Annotated in this window: 6 protein-coding genes; 5 read left to right on the top strand and 1 reads right to left on the bottom strand. The window is 71.4% G+C overall.

The window, feature by feature from the left end:
* The first annotated feature begins 34 nt into the window (after positions 1–34).
* The 5 genes from HJG52_RS18380 (at position 35) to HJG52_RS18360 (ending at position 23,447) form a co-directional block, all read left to right on the top strand.
* A complete protein-coding gene (locus HJG52_RS18380) occupies positions 35–745 on the top strand; it encodes an ECF transporter S component (protein ID WP_171245075.1) in 711 nt (236 codons plus the stop codon).
* Positions 746–770: 25 nt separating this feature from the next.
* A complete protein-coding gene (locus tag HJG52_RS18375) occupies positions 771–3,038 on the top strand; it encodes an ATP-binding cassette domain-containing protein (protein WP_346767838.1) in 2,268 nt (755 codons plus the stop codon).
* A 239-nt stretch (positions 3,039–3,277) separates the two neighbouring features.
* Complete coding sequence (locus HJG52_RS21435) at positions 3,278–20,824, top strand: DUF7507 domain-containing protein (protein WP_171245074.1); 17,547 nt, start codon at positions 3,278–3,280, stop codon at positions 20,822–20,824.
* A gap of 52 nt (positions 20,825–20,876) precedes the next feature.
* On the top strand, positions 20,877–21,305 hold the full coding sequence (locus HJG52_RS18365; RefSeq protein WP_171245073.1) for a hypothetical protein: 429 nt from the start codon (positions 20,877–20,879) through the stop codon (positions 21,303–21,305).
* 48 nt (positions 21,306–21,353) lie between these two features.
* Positions 21,354–23,447 carry an elongation factor G-like protein EF-G2 gene (locus tag HJG52_RS18360; protein ID WP_171245072.1) on the top strand — a complete coding sequence of 698 codons (2,094 nt, stop codon included), beginning with the start codon at positions 21,354–21,356 and terminating at the stop codon, positions 23,445–23,447.
* 93 nt (positions 23,448–23,540) lie between these two features.
* Here the strand turns inward: HJG52_RS18360 and HJG52_RS18355 are convergent, their stop codons facing one another.
* Positions 23,541–24,584 (bottom strand): LacI family DNA-binding transcriptional regulator, encoded by a 1,044-nt coding sequence (locus HJG52_RS18355; protein WP_346767837.1) that lies wholly within the window; start codon positions 24,582–24,584, stop codon positions 23,541–23,543.
* Positions 24,585–24,638: the final 54 nt, after the last annotated feature.

Here is a 24,638-nt window from a genome sequence, read left to right as displayed (position 1 = left end):
CCGAGGTATCCACCGGATCCCACGGGAGAATCAGATGAGCACCACCAACCGATCCGCCGGCAACCCCGGCACCCAGCCCTCGGCCGGCACCTCCACGGCGTCGTCGAGCAACCCGGCGCGGTTGCGGCCGGGTAGCGTCCGCGCGTCGATGCCGCTCACCGGCTGGCGCACCGTCGACCTGTTGACCATGGTCTTCCTCGGTGCCGCGTTCGGCATCGCCTACTGGGGCTGGGGCCTGGCCTACCGGGTGCCGTCCGAGGCGCTCGGATCCGCCTTCGCCCCGATCAGCGCGCTCACCTACGGCCCGTGGCTGCTCGCCGGTGTCGTCGGCGGCCTCGTCGTTCGTCGTCCCGGGGCGGCGTTCGGCTGCGAGGTGATCGCGGCGCTGGTCTCGATGCTTCCCGGCACCGCGTGGGGGGCCGACACCCTCTACTCCGGCATCATCGAGGGCCTGGGCGCCGAGCTGGTCTTCGCGATCTTCGGCTACCGCGCCTTCGGCCTGGTGGTCGCCATGCTGAGCGGTGCGCTGAGTGGGTTCCTCGAGTCGATCTGGGAGCTCTACCGGTTCGGCTACCTCAGCACCTGGCAGGGGTCGTGGTGGGTCGTGTATGCCGCGTGCTTCGTCGTCTCGGGCGTCGTCCTCGCCGGGGTGCTCGGCTGGCTGCTCACCCGGGCCCTGGCGAGAGCCGGTGCGCTGAACGCGTTCCCGCCCGGCCAGGAGCTGCGGGAGAGCCGCGCTGTCTGACCTCCACGACCTCGCAGCCGCCGCCGTGACCACCGCGTCCGGCGGCGGCCGGGTCGAGGTCCGCGACCTCACCTGGCGTCCCTACGGGCGACGCGACCCGATCATCGCCGGGCTCGACCTCGACCTCGCCGCGGGGGAGCGGCTCCTGCTCGTCGGCCCCAGTGGCTCGGGCAAGTCGACCCTGCTCCGGGCGCTGGCCGGTGCGCTCGAGGCCACCGCCTCCGGCGACCTGTCGGGGAGCGTCACCATCGACGGCGCTGCACCGGGTGCGCGACCCGGGGCGGTCGGCCTGGTCTTGCAGGAGCCCGGCGCTGGTGTGGTGTCGGCCACCGTCGGTCGCGACGTCGCCTTCGGGCTGGAGAACATCGGTATGCCGCGTGCCGACATGCCGGCCCGCGTCACCTCCGCGCTCGCCGCCGTCCGCCTCGACCTGCCGCAGGACACCCCGACCCACGCGCTCTCCGGTGGTGAGCAGCAACGGCTCGCGCTGGCCGGGGCCCTCGCGCTCGAACCGTCGCTGCTGCTGCTCGACGAGCCGACCGCCATGCTCGACCCCGTCAACGCTGCCACCGTGCGCGACAGCGTGGAGCGGGTCGTCACCGATCGCCACCTCACCACGGTGGTCGTCGAGCACAAGCTGGGGCCGTGGGTGGCGTTCGCCGACCGGATCCTCGTGCTCGACGCCGACGGGCGCCCCGTCGTCGACGGCGATCCGGCCACGGTGCTGGCCGAGCACGGCGAAAGCCTTGCGGCACAAGGGATCTGGGTGCCGGGGTTCCCTGCGCCGCAACCACGCGGCATACCGGACGGTGTTTTCACCACGAGCGCGACTGGTGCCGGGATCGTCAGCCTCGCGGCCCGTGACGTCACCGTCGGACGGACCGTCCGGCGGCTCGACGGGTCGACCCGACGCAGCATCGCCGTCGCCGACCAGTCGTTGGAGGCGCGCGCCGGTCAGGTGCACGCGCTCGTCGGGCCCAGCGGTGCCGGCAAGTCGACGCTCCTGCTCACCCTCGGCGGTCTCCTCGACCACGACAGCGGCACGGTCGCCGCGAACCACAGCCTCGTGCCCGCGCGCCACGCCGCCACCACGAATGAGGCGGACCCGCGCACCTGGTCGACGACCGAGGTCGCCGCCCTCGTCGCCTGGGTGCCGCAATGGGCGTCCTCGACCATCGTGGCGGGCACCGTCCTGCAGGAGGTCATGACCACCGCGCGGGCGCTCGGACAGGTCGAGGACGAGCCGCTCGCCCGGGCCCGCGCACTGCTCGGCGTCGTGGGCCTCGCACACCTCGAGCAGGCCGACCCCCGACACCTGTCCGGCGGGGAGCAGCGCCGGCTGGCGATGGTGTCGGCCGTCGTCCACCAGCCGGAGGTGCTGCTCGCCGACGAGGCCACGGTCGGCCAGGACCGGCTGACCTGGGCTGCGGTGATGGGCATCGTCGAGGCGATGCGTGACCGCGGGTCGGCCGTCGTCCTCACCACCCACGACGAGGCGGTGGTGGAGCGCGCCGACCGCACCACCACCATCACCCGCCCGGCACAGCCACCGGACCCGCCGGCGCCGAGGCGGCCACTCGTCGCGCGCTGCGGGCCGCTCGCGCTGATCGGCGCGGCCGCGCTCGCGATCCCGACCGGCATCATCCCGGCCCACTGGTCGGTCAGCCTCACCGTGCTCGCCGTTCAGCTCGCCCTCGCGGTGGTGGGGCTGTCGGCCCCGGGTCGCGGCCCCGCGCCACCCCGCCGGGTGCTGGGTACTGCCTTGCGGATGGTCCCGGCCGCCATCGGCGCGGTCTCGGTCGCGTGGTCCACGTGGCTGCTCGGGTCACGCGACCTCGAGGTCGCGGCCACGGCCGGGCTGCGGGTGCTCATCATCGTGCTGCCCTCAGCGGTGCTCATCCGCTACGTCGACGCCGACGCGCTCGCCGACCACTTCGGCCAGCTGCTGCGGCTGCCCGCCCGGCTCGCGGTGGCCATCGGCGCCGGACTGCAGCGGGTGCACACGTTCGGCGACATCTGGGCCGAGATCGCCCGCGCCCGCCGGGTGCGGGGAATCGCCGCCCGCGCCTCCTCACCCCGGTCCGTCATGGCCGAGCTGTGGGCGCTGACCCTCGGGATGCTCGTGCGCTCCCTCCAGGCCGCGGCCGAGCTCGCCGTGGCCATGGACTCACGCGGGTTCGCCACGGCGCGCCGGCGCACCTGGGCGTTGCGGGCGACGTGGACCCGGGCCGACCTGCTGCTGCTCGTGGCGTCCTGCCTGCCCCTGGCGGTGGCCCTGGTCGCCTCCCGGTGACCCCGAGCACGGGTTCCGAGGGCCCCTGGTCTAGTCCTTTTGGTCAGACTTGTGGGGTTAACTCCTTGAAGCGTCACCTACCAGCCCTTGACCAGTCCTTTACCGGTGGTGCGGGACGCTAGGGTCCGTACGTTCTTGGACGCCCCCTGCGAACCGTGGATGCCGCGACGCGCAGGCATGCGCTTCCAGCAGGGAGGACGTTGGTGAGCATGTCTGTGGATCAGACAGTAGGGCGAGCGGTGCATCTGCTCGCATGGGATTCCGCGCGCGGCGTGCGCGCGCTTCGTCGTGTCGCGAGCCTGGTCTCGGTCGCGCTCGTCCTGTCGATGCTGACCTTCGTCGTGCAGGTCATCCAGAACCCCACCCCCGCCGCTGCCGATCAGAACCCGACGAGCTGCGGCACGGTCAGTGCGCTGCAGAACGGCAACTTCGAGACCCCGGTGGTCCCCAACGGCGCAGGCACCAATGTCCTAGAGGGAACCCCGGGCCTGTTCTGGAACACCACGGCCACCGACAACCTCATCGAGTACTGGCGCGGCACCATCACGACGTCCAACGGCGGGCTGTCGATCTCCCCCCAGAGCGGCAGCCAGTGGGCTGAGCTCAACGCCACCCAGGCCTCGGCGCTCTACCAGGACCTCCCGACCGTGCCGGGCACGACGATGCGGTGGTCGCTGTGGCACCGCGCGCGCAGCACCAACACCGTCTCGGGCGACCAGACCAACACCATGTCGGTGAAGATCGGGTCCACTGGCGCACCGGTCGAGCAGCGTCAGCTCACCACGTCCGATGCGGCGTGGGTCAACTACACCGGCACCTACACGGTGCCTGCCGGCCAGACGACGACGCGGTTCCAGTTCGAGGCAATCACCGGCAGTGGTGGACCGACCCTCGGCAACTTCCTCGACAACATCACCTTCGGCACGGCTCCCTGCATCATCCTCGACAAGCAGGTCGTCGACGACAACGGCGGCAACACCGTGCCGGGCGACACCCTCACCTACACCGTCAAGGCCACCAACAACGGTGGTGATGCCGCCCTCACCTCTGCCATCACCGACGCCATCCCGCCGGGCACGACCTACGTCCCGGGATCGATCACCGTCGACGGGGCTGCCAAGACCGACGGGGCAGGGGACGACCAGGCCGACTTCGGCAACAACACCGTCACCGCGAGAGTTGGCACCGGAGCCACGGCGACCACAGGCGGCACGATCGCGGCGGGGTCGTCCAGCACCATCACGTTCAAGGTCAAGGTCAACGCGAGCGCAGCCGCCGGCGCGTCCATCGCCAACACGGCGAACGCCACCTACAGCTGGGCCGGTGACAACGTCACCCGCACGTCGACGTCGCAGACCACGACCAACACCGTGCAGACCGAGGGCATCACCCTGGCCAAGTCCGCCGGGACGCCGGTCGACGCCAACGGTTCGGGCCGGCTCGACGCAGGGGACACGGTCGCCTACACGTTCGTCGTCCGCAACACCGGCAGCACCGCCCTGTCCAACGTCGTCGTGAGCGACCCCAAGGTCGGCCCGGTGAGCTGTCCCAGCACCAGCCTTGCCTCGGGTGCGTCGATGACGTGCACCAAGACCTACACGATCACCCAGCCCGACATGGACGCCGGAGCGGTCAACAACACCGCAACCGCCAGCGGGCGACCCGCCGGTGCCGTCGCCGACGTCAGCGCCACCTCGACGGCCACCACCAACCTGGCCCCGACCGGGACGCTGGTCCTCGACAAGTCCCACGGCACGATCACCGACCCCGACGGCAACGGCCTCGACGCGGGCGACCAGGTGCCCTACACCTTCAAGGTCACCAACACCGGCACGGTGACGCTCACCGGCGTGAGCGTCACCGACCCGAAGGTCGGCACCGTCACCTGCCCGACGACGACCCTCGCCCCCGGCGCCAGCACGACGTGCACCGCGAGCTACACCCTCACCCAGCCCGACCTCGACGCCGGGCGCGTGGACAACACGGCCAGCGCCAGCGGCAAGACCCCGCTGGGTGCCACCGCCACCGGCACCGACACCGACACCACGCCGCTGCCGTTCACCGGCACCCTCGACCTCACCAAGGCGGCGAACAAGTCGTCGGTCTCGCAGGTCGGTGAGTCGATCACCTACACGTTCACGGCGACCAACAGCTCGAACCGCACCATGACCGGCGTGCGGATCACCGACCCCAAGGCCGGCCTGTCGGCCCTCAGCTGCACCCCGGCCCAGCCGGCGACCCTCGCACCGGGCGTCAAGCTCGTCTGCACCGCGACCTACACGGTCACCCAGTCCGACCTCGACGCCGGGGCGGTGACGAACACGGCCACGGCCACCGGCACCCCCGCGAACGGCACTGCCGTCACCTCCGCCCCCAGCACCGCGACGGTCCCCGCGGTTGACGCCGCCGCTATCGACCTCACCAAGACGGCGCTCGGGCTCACCGACGTCGACGGCAACGGGCCCGACCAGGGCGACACCATCACCTTCGGCTTCACGGTCCGCAACACCGGCAACACGACGCTGAACGCGATCACCGTGACCGACCCGATGCTCGGCACGATCACCTGCCCGCAGACCTCGCTGGCCCCCGGGGCCACGATGACCTGCACGTCGGTCACCTACACCGTCACGCAGCCGGACGTCGACGCGGGCGCGGTCAACAACACCGCCACGGCCAAGGCCACCTCGGCGCGTGGCACCGCGGTGCAGGACCCGTCCTCGACGAGCACCTCGCTCGCCCGCACGGCCGTCATCGGCCTGACGAAGTCGGTCGCCAAGGTCAATGACGTCAACGGCAACGGCGTCACCGACCCGGGCGACACGGTCCAGTACTCCTTCACGGCCACCAACACCGGCAACACCACCCTCAGCTCCATCACGGTCAACGACCCCAAGCTGGGTGGCACCGTCACCTGCGCCGCCGGGCCGCTGGCTCCCGGTGCGTCCGTCACCTGTACGCCCGCCCAGACCTACACCGTCACGGCCGCAGACCAGACCGCAGGCAAGGTGACCAACACGGCGACGGCGTCGGCGACCTCGAGCGCCGGCACCGCGTCGTCCAACCAGGCCACCGCGACCGTCACGGTCGCCACCCCGGCCAGCCTCAACGTCACCAAGACGCAGGGCTCGACCAGTACCGTCGACCCCACCACGGGCCGCTTCACCGTGACCTACACGGTCACCGTCACCAACAGCGGCCAGACCCCGACGACCTACGGCGCGCTCACCGACACCCCGCAGTTCGCCAGCACCATCGCCATCGACGGCGTGATCTGGAGCGGACCGGTCAGCGGCTCGAGCTCGACGGCGGGACCCTGGGTGCTCGCTCCCGCGGGCACCGCGATCGGGGGCTCCACGACGCAGACGTATGCCGTGACCGTCACCGCGCACTCGACGACCACGACGGCCGCGACCGCCTGCGGCGGTCCCGGCACCGGCCTGTACAACTCCGTCGCGCTCCCCGCGGGACAGGAGAAGGGGGCCACCACCGACAACGCCGCCTGTGTCGCGCCACCGGCCGCCCCGACCACCTCGATGTCGCTGACCAAGTCGGTCGCCTCCGTCCAGGACGTCAACGGCAACGGCCTCACGGACGCCGGTGACAAGATCACCTACTCGTTCCTCGTCCGCAACACCGGCACGGTCGACCTGACCGCCACCACGGTCTCCGACCCCAAGCTGGCCGGCGCCGGGATCACCATCACCTGTGCCGACCCCGTCCTGTCGCCCGGTGAGACGACCGTGTGCGCGCCGTCCGCGGCATACACGATCACGGCCTCTGACATGGCGGCCGGCACGGTGACCAACACGGCCACGGTGACGGGCACGCCGCCGAACAACCTGCCGAAGCCCACGGCGACGTCGTCGACCAGCACCCCGACCCAGACCGCGTCGATGACCCTGGCCAAGTCGGTGGGGACCGTCAACGACCTCGACGGCAACGGGCGCGACGCGGGCGACACGGTCGTCTACACCTTCCAGGTCACCAACACCGGCAACACGACGCTCGGCAACGTCGTCGTCAACGACGCCCGCCTCGGCCTGTCCGGCTACGCCTGTGGAACCGGCAGCCTCGCGCCCGGCGCCTCGCGCACCTGCACCGCGACGTACACGTTGACCCAGGGCGACATCAACGCCGGCTCCATCACCAACACCGCGAGTGTCGTCGCCACCCCACCCGGCGGCGCCACCCCGGTGAGCGCCACCGGCACCGCGACGCTGACCACGACCGGCACCAACGGCATCGAGCTCACCAAGACCGCCTCCAGCGTCATGGACGCCAACGGCAACGGGGTGGCCGATGCGGGCGATGAGATCGAGTACTCGTTCAGCGTCCGCAACACCGGGACGACGACCCTGACCAACGTCCTCATCGACGACGCCAAGCTGAACCAGGACGACCTACTCTGCACCGCCGGCCCGCTCGCACCCGGGGCAACCGCCACCTGTCGCACCGGTGTCGCCTACATCATCACCCAGGCCGACGTGAACGCCGGCGCCGTCACCAACACCGCGTCGGTGACGGCCACGCCGCCCTACGGCACAGTCCCCACCGACACCGACTCCACCAGCACGAGCATCGACAACCTGGCCTCGATCGACCTGACCAAGACGCCCGGCCAGGTGGTCGACGCCAACGGCTCCGGTCGGGTCGACGCTGGGGACACGATCACCTACACCTTCACGGTGCGCAACACCTCCAACGTCCCGCTGACCGGTGTCGTCATCAACGACACCAAGCTCGGCCTCACGAACTACCAGTGCGGGACCGGCACGGTCGACCCCCTCACGACGATCACGTGCACCAGCCCGGCATACCGCCTGACCCAGGCCGACATCGACGCCGGACGCGTCGACAACACGGCCAGCGTCCGGGGCACCGACCCGAACAACAACACCGTCAGCGACAGCTCCACCGCCTCGGTCACCTTCACCCCGGCCGCGTCGGCTTCCCTCGTCAAGACCGGTGGGGCGGTCAACGACCTCGACGGCAACGGCCCGGACGCCGGCGACACGATCGTCTACACCTTCGCCGTCACCAACACCGGCGCGCAGTCGCTGTCCTCGATCACGGTGAGCGACCCCAAGCTCAACCTGTCGGGTTACCTGTGCAGCGCGGGCCCGCTCGCCCCGGGCGCCACCGTCACCTGTCAGGCGCCCACCCCTTACGTCCTCACCCAGGCCGACGTGGACGCCGGCCGGGTCGACAACACGGCGACGACCACCGCCGTCCCTGCCCTCGGTGGCAGTGTCACGGCCCAGGACGCCGAGACGGTCACCGTCACCCCGCGGTCGTCGCTGACCTTCGACAAGGCGTCGCGCGACGTGGTCGACGTCGACGGCAACGGCCCCGACGCGGGCGACACCGTCTCCTACTCGTTCACCGTCACCAACACCGGCGCGGCCAGCCTGAACAACATCCGGGTGACCGACGCCAAGCTCGGCCTGAACGGGTTCCTGTGCAGCGCAGGGCCGCTCGCTCCGGGCGCAAGCGTCACCTGCACGAGCCCGGCCTACACGATCACCCAGGCCGACGTCGACGCCGGCCAGGTCGTCAACACCGCGACAGCCACCGCCACGCCGAGCACCGGTGGCACCGTCACCGGCAGCGACCGCGAGGTCTCGCCCCTGACGCCGGTCAACTCGATGAGCCTCACCAAGACCGGTGGCGCGGTGAAGGACGTCGACAGCAGCGGCAGCCCCAGCCCCGGCGACACGATCGACTACACCTTCACGGTCACCAACACCGGGTCGGCGACGCTCAGCAACGTCACGGTCACCGACAGCAAGCTGGGCCTGTCGGGGTGGCTGTGCACGGCGGGGCCGCTGGCCCCCGGCGCCACCGCGACCTGCGCCGCGCCTGTCACCTACCGGCTGACCCAGGCCGACATCAACGCCGGCAAGGTCGACAACACCGCGACCGCGACGGCGGTGGCCGCGTCCGGCACGAGCCCGCGCGCCAGCGACTCCGAGACCCGACCGGTCACCCAGGTCGCCGGCATCGACCTCACCAAGACGGCCGGCGCCCCGACCACATCCGGCGGGCGTCTCCCCGGGTCCACCGACGCCGGTGACACCGTCACCTACACCTTCACGGTGCGCAACACCTCCAACGTCACGCTCACCGGCGTCACCATCGACGACCCGAAGCTGAACGTCACCGACCTGACCTGCGGCACCACCACGCTCGAGCCGGGGCAGACCACCACGTGCACCCGCACCTACACGTTGACCCAGGGCGACGTCGACGCGCTGCGCGTCGACAACACCGCCACCGTCACCGGCCAGGACCCGCGCGGTGCCGATGTCACCGACTCGGCGACCGTCTCCACCCCGGTCGCCCCCGCGAGCTCGGTCGACCTGGTCAAGACCGGTGGCACGCCGACCACGGCGGGCGGCACCGACCCCAACCGCACCGACGCGGGCGACACCGTCACCTACACCTTCACGGCCACGAACACTGGCGGCACGTCGCTGTCCACGCTCACGATCACGGACCCGACGCTCGGCCTCACCGACTACTTCTGCGCCGACGGCTCGATCGCGCCCGGGGCGACGGTCTCCTGCACGGCCACCCACTCCCTCACGCAGGGCGACATCGACGCCGGACGGGTCGACAACACCGCCACCGTCAATGGCACCTCACCGACCGGCCCGGTCACCGACACCGCGAGCACGACGGTCACCGTGCCCCAAGCCGGCTCGCTCACAGTCGACAAGCGCGACGCCGGCATCGTCGACAACGACGGCAACGGCGCCGACCAGGGCGACACCATCAGCTACACGTTCACCGTCACCAACACCGGCACGACCACGCTGGCCCCGGTGACGATCACCGACACCAAGCTCGGCCTCACCGACTTCCAGTGCGTCGCCTCGCTCGCGCCGGGTGAGTCGACCACCTGCGCTGCCCCCGCGGCATACGTCCTGACGCAGGGCGACGTGGACAACGGCGTGGTGCACAACGACGTCACGGCAAAGGGCAACGCGGCCACGGGCACCGACCCCACGGCGACCGACGCCAATGACGTCCCGATCACCAACCTGGCCAGCCTCACCCTCGCCAAGGATGCCGGACCGGTCGCCGACACCAACGGCTCCGGGCGCCTCGACGCGGGTGACACCGTGAGCTACACGTTCCGCGTCACCAACACCTCGAACGTCACCCTCACCGGTCTGACGGTCACCGACCCGCTGCTGGCGGGCGCGGGTGTCGGGATCGCTTGTCCCACAACGACTCTCGCGCCGGGGGCATCGACGACCTGCACCTCCGGCGCCTACACCCTCACGCAGGCCGACATCGACCGCGGCCGGGTGGACAACACCGCGACCGCAACCGCGCGCAACCCGCAGGGCGGCACGGTCACCGCAACCGACCCTGCGACGGTGCAGCTCACCCCGGCCAGCTCCGTCCGGCTCACCAAGTCGGCCGGCGCGATCTCCGACGGTGACGGCAACGGACCCGACGCCGGCGACACGATCGCCTACACGTTCACGGTGACCGACACCGGTGCAACCACGGTGACGAACCCGCGCATCGCCGACGCCAAGCTGGGCCTCAATGGCTTCGCCTGTGGCACGACCAGCCTCGCGCCCGGTGCCTCGACCACGTGCACTGCGACCTACACGCTCACCCAGGCCGACGTCGACGCGGGCGCGGCCACCAACACCGCCACCGTCACGGTCGACACCCCCACAGGCACGGCGACCGGCAGCGACGGCACCACGACCACCGTCACCCCGCGAAACTCGATCGTCCTCACCAAGACCGCCGGCAGCATCGTCGACGTCGACGAGGACGGCAGGCCGAGCGAGGGCGACACGGTGGAGTACACCTTCACCGTCCAGAACACCGGCGCCTCGACCCTGAGCGACGTCACCATCGACGACGCCAAGCTGGGCCTCTCCGGCTTCGTCTGCACGCCCGGCCCCCTTGCCCCGGGCGCCTCCACGACGTGCCAGGCCACCAAGGTCTACGCGCTCACCCAGGACGACGTCGACGCCGGCACGGTGGAGAACACCGCGACCGCCTCGGCCACCGCCTCCGCCGGTGCGAACCCCGCCGACACCGACAGCGAGACCCTCACCATCGACCGGGTCACGAGCATCGAGATCGACAAGACGTCCGGCACGCCGACGACGGCTGGCGGTCGCCTGCCGGGCGTCACCGACGCCGGTGACACGATCACCTACTCGTTCACGGTCACCAACACCGCCAACACCCGGCTCACCGGTGTGGCGGTGAGCGACCCGATGCTCGCCTCGGCCGGCGTCGCGATCACCTGCCCGTCGACCAGCCTCGCGCCGAACGCCTCGATGACCTGCACCTCGGCGCCCTACTCCCTGACCCAGGACGACATCGACACCGGACGCGTCACCAACACCGCGAGCGTCGATGGCACGAGCCCGACCGGTCCGGTCACCGACAGCGCCGTGGAGACCCGGGTCCTCGCCCCGACGAGCACGCTGTCGCTGGACAAGGCGGCCGGCCCGGTCGCCGACGTCGACGGCAACGGCCCGGATGCAGGCGACACGGTCACCTTCACCTTCACGGTCACCAACACCGGTGCCACGACGGTCGACACGGTCACGGTCACCGATGAGCGCATCAACGTGACGGGTATGCCGTGTGGTGCCGGCCCGTTGGCGCCGGGCGCCTCGCGCTCCTGCACCTCACCTGCCTACGTCCTGACCCAGGCCGACGTGGACGCCGGCGGCTTCCGCAACGTCGCGACCGTCTCGGCCGTGCCGCCGGGTGGTGGCACGCCCGTGACCGCAACGGACGACGCCGTCGTCACCGTCGGTTCGTCGCCGGCCGTTGCGGTGTCGAAGACCGCTGGTGCTCCGACGGTGGCGGCCGGCCGACTCGACACTGTCACGGATGCCGGTGACACGGTCGAGTTCACGATCACCGTCACCAACACCGGCAACGTCACGCTCAGCCCGGTGCGGGTGACCGACGAGCTGGTCGGCTGGTCGGGTCGCGTCTGTGGCGGCGACGACTCACTCGCCCCCGGCGAGAGCACCACGTGCACGGTCACCCACACCGTCACCCAGGCCGAGATCGATGCGGGCTCGGTGACCAACGCGGCGAGTGCTGTCGGCGCGACGCCCACCGGGACCTCGGTCACGGCCTCCGACGACGTCACCGTCCCGCTGGCCCCGACCAACGCCATCAGCTTCACCAAGAACTCCTCGGGTGTGCGTGACCTCGACGGCAACGGCCCGGACGCCGGCGACACGATCGACTACACGTTCACGGTCACGAACGACGGCTCCACGACGTTGGCGCCAGTGACCATCGACGACCCGATGCTCGGTCTCGACGACTTCAGCTGCGCCCCGTCGCTCGCACCGGGTGCCACGCTCACGTGTGAGGCCCCTGCGCCCTACGTGCTGACCCAGGCCGACGTCGACGCGGGTGCGGTGACCAACGCCGCCACCGCAACCGGTGACGCGCCGACCGGCACCGACCCCACTGACGACGCGGCGACCACGACCGCGCTCACCAACGTCGCGGCGCTGCGCCTGGTGAAGACAGCGGGTACCCCGACGGTCGCTGGTGGGGACCTGCCGACGGTCACCGACGCGGGTGACACAGTGACCTACAGCTTCACCGTCACCAACGACTCCAACCTCACCCTGACCGGGGTCGAGGTCGCCGACCCCATGCTGGGCGACGTGACCTGCGACGCGGCGACGCTCGCGCCACGCGCCTCCACCACCTGCACGGCAGCTCCGCACGTGCTGACCCAGGCAGAGATCGACGCCGGTCGCGTCGCCAACACCGCCACGGCCAGTGCGACCCAGCCCGACGGCACCGGTGTCAGCGACGCCGACACCGCGACCGTGACCATCGACGGCAGCAACTCCGTCGACCTGCGCAAGACTGCCGGCGAGCCCACCGTGGCGGCGGGAAGCGACCCGCAGCGCACCGATGCCGGCGACTCGATCACCTACGCCTTCGCGGTGACTAACACCGGCAACCAGACCCTGAGCACCGTCACCGTCGCCGACGCGCGGCTCGGTGTCACCGGGCTGGCGTGCGCACCGACCCTTGCGCCCGGTGACACGGCCACGTGCACCGCGACCTACACGCTGACCCAGGCCGACCTCGACGCCGGGGTCGTGCGCAACACCGCGACCGCGACGGCCACTCCCCCCGGCGGCGCCACGCCGGTCACCGACGATGCGACGGCGACCTCGACGCTCCCCACCAGCCCCGGCATCGCCATCGACAAGGTGGCCGGAGAGCCGACCGTGTCCGGTGGACGTCTCGGCACGACGACCGACGCCGGCGACACCATCACCTACACCCTCACCGTCACCAACACGGGCACCGTCACGCTGCGGGACGTCGAGATCACCGACGAGAAGCTCGGCCTGGCTGGTGTGCCCTGTTCGGGCGCGAGCACGCTCGCGCCCGGGGCGTCGGCCACCTGCACCTTCACCTACACCCTCGCCCAGCCGGACATCGACGCCGGCGGCGTGACCAACATCGCCAGCGTGACCGGTACCCCGCCGAGTGATGCGGCCGTCACCGCCAGTGACAGCGCGCGCGTCGACATCCCGGCCAGCAACTCGCTCACCCTGACCAAGTCGGGTTCGGCGGTGCGCGACCTCGACGGCAACGGCGCCGACGCCGGCGACACGATCGTCTACACCTTCACGGTCACCAACACCGGCTCCACCGTCCTGGCTCCGGTGACGATCGACGACACCAAGCTCGGGCTCGACGACTTCCTCTGTGTCGCGTCCCTGGCGCCCGGTGCAAGCGTCACCTGCCCGGCCCCCAGCCCGTACGTGCTGACCCAGGCCGACGTCGACGCCGGAGCGGTCGACAACACGGCGACCGTGTCCGGTGGCGCGCCGAACGGGCCCGACGCCACCGCGACCGACGACGAAACCGTGGACGTCGACAACGTCGCCGTGCTCACGCTCACCAAGACCGCGGGCGCGCCGACGACGGCGGGTGGCCGGCTCGGCGACGTCACTGACGCCGGCGACACGATCACCTACTCGTTCGTCGTGACGAACAGCTCCAACCTCACCATCGACGACATCGCCGTGAACGACCCGCTGCTCGGCGCCGTGACCTGCACCCAGCAGAGCCTCGCTCCCGGCGAGTCGACGACCTGCACGGCAGCTCCCCACGTCCTGACCCAGCGCGACATCGACGCTGGCAGCGTGAGCAACACGGCCACCGTGCGCGGCACCGACCCGGCCGGTGGCGCCGTCACCGACACCGACTCGGCGCTCGTGGTCATCGACCCGGCCAGTGCCCTCACCATCGACAAGACCGCCTCGGCCATCGACGACCGCGACGGCAACGGCCCGGACGCCGGTGACCGGATCACCTACAGCTTCACCGTGACCAACACCGGCAACACCACCCTGTCGATCGTCACGGTGAGCGACCCGACCCTGAAGCTGACCAACCTGCAGTGCGAGGCCGTCCTGTCCCCGGGCGAGTCGGTCACCTGCACCGCGCCGCACGACATCACCCAGGCCGAGGTCGACCGCGGCAGCATCACCAACACCGCCACCGCGACCGCCAACCCGCCGAACCCCGACGACCCACAGGTCAGCGCGACCGACACAGTCACCACGGCCGTCCCGGGCCGGCCCGCCGTCACCATCGAGAAGACGGCCTCGGTGCCGACCCTGACCGGTGGCCGGCTCTCGACCGTCACCGACGCGGGCGACACCGTCACCTACACGATCACCGTGGAGAACACCGGCACCGTCACGCTCGACCCGGTGCTGATCACCGACGCCAAGCTCGGTGTGGCTGACGTCGCCTGCGACGGCCAGAGCCGCCTCGCGCCCGGAGCAAGCGCGACGTGCAGCTTCCGCTACGTCCTCACCCAGGGCGACATCGACGCCGGTGGCGTGGACAACACTGCCTCCGTCGAGGGGGCGGGTCCGGACGGCACCGTCGTCGACTACGAGGACGTCGCCCGCGTCGACCTGCCGGCCACCAACGCGGTGACCCTGTCCAAGAGCGCCTCGGCCGTCGTCGACAACGACGGCAACGGCCCGGACGCCGGCGACACGATCACGTACACGTTCACCGTCACCAACACCGGCGCCACCACCTTGGCCCCGGTCACTATCAGCGACAGCCGCCTCGGCGGCACCTTCGAGTGCGTCGCCACGCTCGCGCCGGGCGACTCCGCGATCTGTGCCGGCCCCGCGGCATACGTCCTCACCCAGGCCGACGTCGACTCCGGTGCGGTGACCAACACGGCGACCGCCACCGGCGACGCCCCCGTGGGCGCCGACCCGACGGCCACCTCGAGCGCGACGGTCGATGTCGACAACGTCGCGGTCCTCGTCCTCGACAAGCAGGCGGGTGCACCCACCGCCGACCAGGGCAGGCTCGACACGGTGACCGACGCCGGTGACACGATCACCTACCGGTTCACCGTCACCAACGAGTCCAACCTCACCCTCACCGGGCTGCGCCTCAGCGACCCGCTGCTGGGCGACATCACCTGCGCGGACACCACGCTGGAGGCCCGGGCGACGACGACCTGCACGGCTACGCCGTACGTCCTCACGCAGACCGACATCGACCGTGGCCGCGTCGACAACCTTGCCACGGCCACGGCCCAGGACCCGTCGGGTGACGATGTGGGCGCGACGGACACCGTGTCGGCGCCGCTCACGGCGCGCAACGGCGTCGAGCTCACCAAGACCGCCGGCCAGCCGACTGTCGACGGTGGCATGCTCCCGACGACGACCGACGCCGGTGACACCATCACCTACACGTTCACGGTCAGGAACACCGGTTCCCAGACGCTGTCGCCCGTCACCATCGACGACGACAAGCTGGGCCTGACGGACTTCGCGTGCGCCGCGTCGCTGGCTCCCGGCGATACCGCCGAGTGCACCGCGACGCTCACCCTCGACCAGGCCGACATCGACCGCGGCTCGGTGACCAACACGGCAACCACGACGGGCACGACTCCGGCAGGCGACACGGTCGCCGCGACCGACACGATCACCACGCCGGTCGACGGGGCCGCTGCCCTGGAGTTCACGAAGTCGGCGTCGACGATCGTCGACAACGACGGCAACGGCGCCGACGCGGGCGACACGATGACCTTCACCTTCACGGTGCGCAACACCGGTGCCCGCACCCTGGGCCCGATCACCGTCGACGACGCCAAGCTCGACCTCGGCGACTTCCCGTGCATCACCACTCTCGCCCCCGGCGACACCGCCAGCTGTGAGGCGCCCACCTACGTCCTCACCCAGGACGACGTCGACGCCGGTGTCGTGGCCAACTCTGCGACGGTGACCGCAGCGGTCGCCGGCGGTGACCCGGTCGAGGACGCCTCCTCCACCAGGACCCCACTCGACAACCTCGCGACGATGACCCTCGACAAGGTCGCGGGTGTGGTGGCCGACTCCAACGGCAGCGGTCGCCAGGACGCGGACGACACGGTCACCTACACCTTCACGGTCGCCAACACCTCCAACCTGACCCTCACCGGGGTGGCAGTGACCGACCCCATGCTGGGCGCCGTCACCTGCCCGTCGACCACGCTGGCGGCTCGGGCCACGATGACGTGCACGGCCGCGCCGCACGTCCTCACCCAGGACGACATCGACCGCGGGCGCGTCGACAACACGGCCACCCTCACGGCTACGTCGCCGCAGGGCCCCGTCATCCCGGTGGACGCCACCGAGGCCGTCGAGCTCGACCCGGTCAGCTCGATGACGTTCGTGAAGAACGCCGGTGCGCTCGTCGACCTCGACGGCAACGGTCCGGACGAGGGTGACACGATCAGCTACTCGTTCACCGTCGCCAACACCGGTGCGACCACACTCGACCCGGTCACCGTGAGTGACCCACTGCTCGAGCTGACGGGTATGCCGTGTGGCAGCGCCCCGCTCGCACCCGGCCAGTCGCGCACGTGCCCGGCTCCGGAGCCGTACGTGCTCACCCAGGCCGACGTCGACCGGGGTTCGGTGACCAACACCGCCACCGGCACGGGCACGCCGCCCGCGGGCGCCGACCCGGTGAGCGCGGGCGACGACGAGACCGTGACCTTCGAGCCTCGGTCGGCGCTGACACTGACCAAGAACGACTCGGCGGTGCGCGACCCCGACGCCAACGGCGCCGACGCCGGCGACGAGATCGACTACTCCTTCACCGTCACCAACACCGGGGCCACGACCCTCGCGCCGGTCACCATCGACGACCCGCTGCTGGCCCTCGACAACTTTGTCTGCGTGGCCAGCCTCGCGCCCGGCGACACGGCCACGTGCCCGGCGCCCGCGGCATACACGCTCACACAGGACGACGTCGACGCTGGGTTCGTGCGCAACGTCGCGACGGCGACCGGCGACTCCCCGCAGGGCGTCGACCCGGAGGCCACCGACGACGTCACCACCGACCTCGACAACGTCGCCACTCTGGTGCTCACCAAGACTGCCGCTGCGCCGACCACGGCCGGGGGCCGACTGCCCGACGCCACCGACGCGGGCGACACGGTGACCTACACGTTCACGGTGGAGAACACCTCCAACCTGACCGTTCAGGGCATCGCTGTCACCGACCCCAAGCTGTCCGGCGTCACCTGTGAGGCGACGACGCTCGCACCGCGCACCAGCACGACGTGCACCGCGGCGCCCTATGTCCTCACCCAGGCCGACATCGACACGCTGCGGGTCGACAACACCGCGACGGTCGCCGGCACCACCACCCAGGGTGAGCCGGTCAGCGACGACTCGACCGAGGTCGTGACCATCGAGCCGGCCGACTCGGTCGCACTGGAGAAGACGGCCGGACCGGTCGTCGACGGCGACCGGAACGGTCCCGACGCCGGCGACACGATCACGTACACCTTCACGGTGACCAACACGGGCAGCCGCACGCTGGCCCCGGTGACGGTCGACGACCCGCGGATCGGCGCCGAGGACATCCAGTGCGCGGCCACGCTGGCGGCCGGGGAGTCGGTGGAGTGCACCGCGACCTACACCCTGACCCAGGCCGACATCGACGCCGCCACTGTGACCAACACGGCCACCGCCACCGGCACACCGCCGAGCGGTGGACCGGTCGACAGCAGCGGTTCGGAGACGTCGACCTTCACGCCCGTCAACGCGATCACCATCACCAAGAACGCCTCGGCCGTCGTCGACCTCGACCGCAACGGGCCCGACGCCGGTGACGAGATCCGCTACAGCTTCGTGGTGCAGAACACCGGCGCCCAGACGTTGTCGCCGGTCACCATCGACGACGCCAAGCTCGAGCTGGCCGGGTTCGTGTGCGCGCCGACGTTGGCCCCTGGTGAGACGGCCACGTGCGAGGCTCCCGAGGCCTACGTCCTCACCCAGGACGACGTCGACGACGGTGTCGTCACCAACACGGCCAGGGTCACCGGCGGCGCGCCCACCGGCCCGGCTGTCACGGACACCGACGGCACCACCACGGACCTCGACAACGTCGCCGCCGTGGTGCTGGAGAAGACCGCCGGTCCGGTGGTCGACGCCAACGACTCGGGCCGCCAGGACGTCGGTGACACCGTCACCTACGAGTTCACCGTGACGAACAGCTCCAACCTCACGTTGCGCCAGCTCGCGGTCAGCGACCCGCTGCTCGCCGCTGCCGGCATCTCCGTCGACTGCCCGCAGACGTCGCTGGCGCCCGGCGCGTCGATGACCTGCACCGCCGAGCCCTACGTCCTGACCCAGCCCGACATCGACCGCGGCCGGGTGGACAACCGCGCGACAGTCACCGGTGTCGACCCGGCGGGCTCCGGGGTGGAGTTCAGCGACACCGAGTCGGTCGTGCTCGATGCGGCCAGCTCGCTCACCGTCACCAAGACCGCCGGTGACGTGGTCGACGCCAACAGCTCGGGCCGGGTCGACGAGGGTGACACCATCACCTACACGTTCCTGGTCGAGAACACCGGTGTGACGACCCTCGACCCGGTCACCGTCACCGACGCGAAGCTGGGCCTGAGAGGTATGCCGTGTGGCGACGGCCCGCTCGCCCCCGGCGCGTCGCGGACGTGCACGGCCCCGGCATACGTCCTCACCCAGGACGACGCCGACGCGGGCGCGGTCACCAACTCGGCCACCGCGAGCGGTCATCCTGTCGGTGGCGGGTCACCGGTCACGTCGGAGCCCTCGTCGGTGACGACGCCACTCGGCGCCACGAGCTCGATCGCGCTGGTCAAGACCGCCGGGTCGCTGCAGGACGTCGACGGCGATGGCCGACCGTCCGTCGGTGACCGGATCGGTTACACCTTCGCCGTCACCAACACCGGGGCCACCACGATAGGGCGGGTCACCGTCAGCGACACCATGCTGGGCCTGGACGACTTCGTCTGCTCCGACGCCCCGCTCGCGCCCGGCGCCTCGGTGACGTGTGCGGCACCCCGCGACCACGTCCTCACCGTCGGCGACATCGACGCAGGGTCGGTCGACAACACCGCCACCGCCACCGGCACCCCAGTGCGCCCGGACGGCACGACGGGCACGCCGGTCACCGCCACCGACGACGAGACCGTCGAGCTCGACCGCGTCTCCGGTGTCACCCTGGTCAAGGAGGCCGGCGACCTCGTCGACGCCAACGGGTCCGGGCGGCCCGATGCCGGCGACACCCTCGCCTACACGTTCACCATCACGAACACCTCCAACGGCACCCTCACCGCTGTGCGGCTGACTGACGCCAAGCTCGGCGTCACGGACGCACCGTGCGGTGCGGCGACCCTGGCGCCGGGTGCGCGGACGACCTGCACGGTGACCTACGTGCTGACCCAGGCCGACGTCGACGCCGGCCAGGTCGTCAACACCGCCACCGTGGCGGCCACCGACTCGGCGGGCCTGCCCGTCGACGCCACCGACACGGTGACGACCCCGGTCACCCACGTCGCCGCGCTCGAGCTCGTCAAGGCCGGCGTGCTGCGCGACGGTGACGGCGACGGGCTCGCCGACGTGGGCGAGACGGTGGACTACGAGTTCACGGTCACCAACACCGGCACGGTCACCGTCTCCGGTCTGCGGGTCACCGACCCGAAGCTCGGCGACGTCACCTGCCCCGTCACGGCGCTCGCGCCGGGGGCCTCCGCGACCTGCACGGCCGGCGCCTACACCGTGACGCAGGCGGACGTCGACGCCGGGTCGGTGCAGAACAACGCCACGGCCAGCGGCACGCCCGCGGGTGGCGGCGAGACGGTGTCCGGGACGAGCTCGACCAGCACGCCCACGGACACCCGCACCGGCATGCAGCTGACCAAGACCGCGACACTGCTCGAGAGCGACGGTGACGGCGTCGCCGACGCCGGCGAGTCGGTGCGCTACGAGTTTGCGGTGACCAACACCGGCACCACCAGCCTCGTCGACATCCGTATCACCGACCGCATGGTCGGGCTCGACGCCGCCCTGTGCGACGCCGGCCCGCTGGCCCCGGGCGACACCGTCGAGTGCACCGAGCTCACCCGCGTGCACCAGGTGACCGCCAGTGAGACCACGGGTGATGCGTTGCGCAACGTCGCCACCGCCACGGCCGAGCTGGTGGGCGGTGGTGGCGCCATCGACGACGCCGCTGCCGTCGAGACCCCCACCGCGCCGACCCCGCCGCCTCCGGCGCCCCGGCCCCCGACCCCGCACGAGCCGCTCGCGTTCACGGGCAGCAACATCCTGGTGATGCTCGGCCTCGCCTTGGCCCTGCTCGCCCTCGGCATCCTCCTGCTCGGTGCCCGCCGCGGGCTCGCGCCGGTGGTCGGCCGTGGCCGCCACCGGGCGCCCGACCGTCGCCCCTGACCCGACCCTGAGAGAATCGACCGAAACCGACCCCGAGGAGACAGCCCCACCCATGCGTCTGCGCACCACCGTCCTGACCGCAGGCTGCGCCGCCTCCCTGCTCGCGCTCGGCGCGTGCTCTGGCGACGGCCGCACCGACGACCCGACCGTGACGACTGGGCCCTCCACCGTCACCGCGGCACCGAGGACGAGTCAGCCGGCCGGCGCGATCGCCGCGCTGAGCAAGGTGTCGTGTGAGTTCACCGACGGGGCGTGGTCGTTCAAGGCCACCCTGAAGAACCCCGACAAGGAACGCACCACCTTCACCGTCATGGTGGCCGTGGCCAAGACCGAGGGCGGCACCGTCGTGGGTTCCAAGACCTTCACCGAGACCCTCGACCCCGGCCAGAGCAAGGAGCTCGCGGCGGCGAAGTTCGTCAAGGGCAAGGAGAAGGGGAACACCTGCGTGCCCAGCGCGACGAAGGCACCGGCGAAGTCCTGACCTGCCGTTCCTCTTGTCCCACCGGGGCATTCGGAGCATCGTGGGGCCATGAACCGTCCCAGTGACGCCTCGGGGCCCACGTCTCCCGACGGCATACGCAACGTGGTCCTGGTGGGGGCGAGCGGCGCCGGCAAGACGGCGGTGTTCGATGGTCTGGTGGCGGCTCGGATTCCGGGCCGCCGCTCTCGTGAGGGGACCGATCCGACTCTCGCGCTCGCCGCCGCGACCCTGCCGGGGGACGTGACGATCACGGTCCTCGACACCCCCGGTCACCCCGACTTCGTGGGCGAGGTGCGGGCCGGGTTGCGTGCCGCGGACGCGGCGGTCTTCGTCGTGTCGGCCGCCGATGGTGTCGACGAGGCGTCGCGGATGCTGTGGCGCGAGTGCGCGGTCGTGGGTATGCCGCGTGCGGTCGTCGTGACCAAGCTCGAGCAGGCGCGGGCGGACTTCGACGCCACCGTGGACGCGTGCCAGCGGGCCTTCGGCGACGCGCAGCCGTTGGCCCTGCCGCTCGTGTCCGCGGACGGGCGGGTGACCGGGTTGCTCAACCTGTTGCGGCGCACCGTGACCGAGCACGCGGACGGCGCGGCCACCGACCGCGAGCCCACGGCCGATGAGGGCGAGCTCATCGACGCCCAGCGCGGCGAGCTGCTCGAGTCGGTGATCGAGGAGTCCGAGGACGAGGGGCTGCTGGAGCGCTACCTCGGTGGCGAGGAGGTCGACGTCGACGCGGTGTCGGAGGACCTGCGGCTGGCCATCGCGACCGGGCGGTTCTTCCCGATCATCCCCACCCATGCCGAGAGCGGTGCCGGCATCCCGGAGCTGATCGAGCTGTGCGAGAAGGGATTTCCGTCTCCGTCGGCCTCGGCGCTGCCCACCGTCTTCACCCCTGCGGGTGGTTCCTTCGGCGACGTCACGTGCGACCCGGACGGCCCGCTCGTGGCCGAGGTGGTCCGCACGACGACCGACCCGTTCGTGGGTCGCCAGTCGCTGGTGCGGGTCTTCTCGGGAACGCTGCGACCCGACGAGCCGGTGCACATCTCCGGGCACCTCCAGCACTTCGCCGACCACCTCGTCGAGGAGCATGCCGACCACGACAGCGACGACGAGCGGGTCGGACCGCTGTCGGCACCGCTGGGTGACGACACGTCGCCGGTGGGCCAGGGCATCGCCGGATCGGTCGTCATCGTGTCCAAGCTCGCCGGGGCGGAGACGTCAGACACGTTGTCCCGCAGGGAAAAGCCCGCGCTCGTGGAGCCGTGGGTGCTGCCGGTGCCGTTGCTGCCGGTGGCGATCCACGCCGTGTCCAAGGGCGACGAGGACAAGCTCGCGACGGCCTTGCAGCGGCTGGTGGCCGAGGACGTCACGATGCGACTCGAGCACAACGCGGAGACCCACCAGCTGGTCATCTGGGCCATGGGGCCGGCCCACGTCGACCACCTCATCGCCGCGCTCGACTCGCGCTACCACGTGGCGGTCGAGGTCGAGCCGGTGCGCACCTCGCTGCGCGAGACGTTCGTGCGCCCGACCAAGATCCAGGGCCGGCTCGTCAAGCAGTCTGGCGGGCACGGGCAGTATGCCGTGTGCCACCTCGAGATCGAGCCGCTCGAGCGGGGTGCCGGGGTGGAGTTCGTCGACAAGGTGGTCGGCGGTGCGGTGCCGCGGCAGTTCATCCCGTCGGTCGAGAAGGGTGCGCGGTCCCAGCTGGAGAAGGGGGTGCTGGCCGGCTATCCCGTCGTCGACGTGCGAATCACGTTGGTGGACGGGAAGGCCCACTCGGTCGACAGCTCCGACATGGCCTTCCAGACGGCGGCGGGGATGGCGCTGAGGGAGGCCGCCAACGACTCGACCGTCTCGATGCTCGAACCCGTCGACGAGGTGCACATCGAGGTCGGCGACGACGCGGTCGGCGCGGTCCTGGCCGACCTGCGGGGGCGCCGCGGGCAGGTGCACGGCACCGAGCCGGCCGAGGTGGAGGGACGCACCGTCGTGCATGCCGAGGTGCCGGCGCACGAGCTGTCGCGCTACCCGATCGACCTGCGGTCGGTGTCCCACGGCACCGGTACCTTCACCCGCGCCTTCCGCCGGTACGACTACATGCCGCCCGCGCTGGCCCGTCAGGTCACCGGCACCTCCTCCTGACCTCAGCCCCCGCTGCGCTCTGGCGCGATCTGGATGGGTGTCCAGGTGCTCGGATTCCCGAGCGTTCGGGCACCCAAAGCCGAACCGGGAGGGTCAGTGGGGTGGCCTGATCTCGCCGGATCCCCGTCGCACCAGCTCGAGGTCGATGTCGACGGCGCGCGGCGGCGAGGTGTCGCCGTCCAGCCGCGCGAAGAGCCGGCTCACGACCTCAGCGCCGATGGCGTCGACGTCCTGGCGCACGACGGTGAGGGGCGGGTCGAGCACGTCGGCCAGGGCAAAGTCGTCGAACCCGACGAGGGCCGTGGCGTGGGCGACGCCCCGCTCGCGCAGGGTCCGGACTGCACCCTCGGCCACGGCGTTGCGGGCCGCGAAGATCGCGGTCGGAGGATCGGTCGAGTCGAGCAGGCCGTGCACGGCACGCGCGGCGTCCGCCGCCGACCGCAACCCGGTCACGACCAGTCCCGGCTCGAGCGCGACCTCGCGCGCGGCCAGCGCACGCTCGTACCCGGCATACCTGGCCGCTGCGGTCTCGATCCGCAGGTCGTCCCCCAGGAAGGCGACCCGGCGATGACCGTGGTCGAGCAGGTGGGTCGTCGCCAGCGCACCGCCGCGCGCACCGTCGACGGCGACCGAGTCGACCGAGATGCCCTGGGGGTGCCGGTCGACGCAGACCGTCACCAGGCCGGCGTCGAGGTCGGGTTGCAGGTAGGCCTGTGACGCGGTCGCCGGCATGAGGACGAGCCCGTCGACGCGGCGCCGCACCAGCCCCTCCACGATCTGCCGCTCCCGGGCCGGGTCCTCGTCGAGGCTCGAGGCGACGACGGCGATGTCGCGTTCGTGCGCAGCCACCTCGATCGCGCGCAGGACGCTGGCGGAGTAGGCGTTGCTGAGGTCCTGGAGGAGGGCGGCGACCGTGCCCGTGCGCTGCTCCGTGCGACGCAGGGTGCTCGCGCCGAGGTGGTGCCGGTAGCCGAGGGTCGCCACCGCCGTGCGCACCCGCTGCGCGACGTCGGGGGAGACCGACGGCTCCTGGTTGACGACGCGCGACACGGTCTTGACGCTCACCCCGGCGAGCGCCGCGACGTCGCGCATGGTGGCGCGGGGCGCTGGTCGCATCGGCGTCGATGTCACGGTCACGACTCGCTCGGTGTGGGTGGGTTGACTTGACGGGCGTCCTGACTAAAACTCGCC

The organism is Knoellia koreensis (genome assembly GCF_013041615.1).
Classification (GTDB): Bacteria; Actinomycetota; Actinomycetes; order Actinomycetales; family Dermatophilaceae; genus Pedococcus; species Pedococcus koreensis.
The sequence above is the reverse complement of the archived record's forward strand: the minus strand, read 5'-3'. Positions and strand labels throughout refer to the sequence as shown.

Coding starts and splice junctions, on each gene's coding strand:
- HJG52_RS18380 (WP_171245075.1), top strand. CDS start 35: ATGAGCACCACCAACCGATCCGCCGGCAACCCCGGCACCCAGCCCTCG.
- HJG52_RS18365 (WP_171245073.1), top strand. CDS start 20,877: ATGCGTCTGCGCACCACCGTCCTGACCGCAGGCTGCGCCGCCTCCCTG.
- HJG52_RS18360 (WP_171245072.1), top strand. CDS start 21,354: ATGAACCGTCCCAGTGACGCCTCGGGGCCCACGTCTCCCGACGGCATA.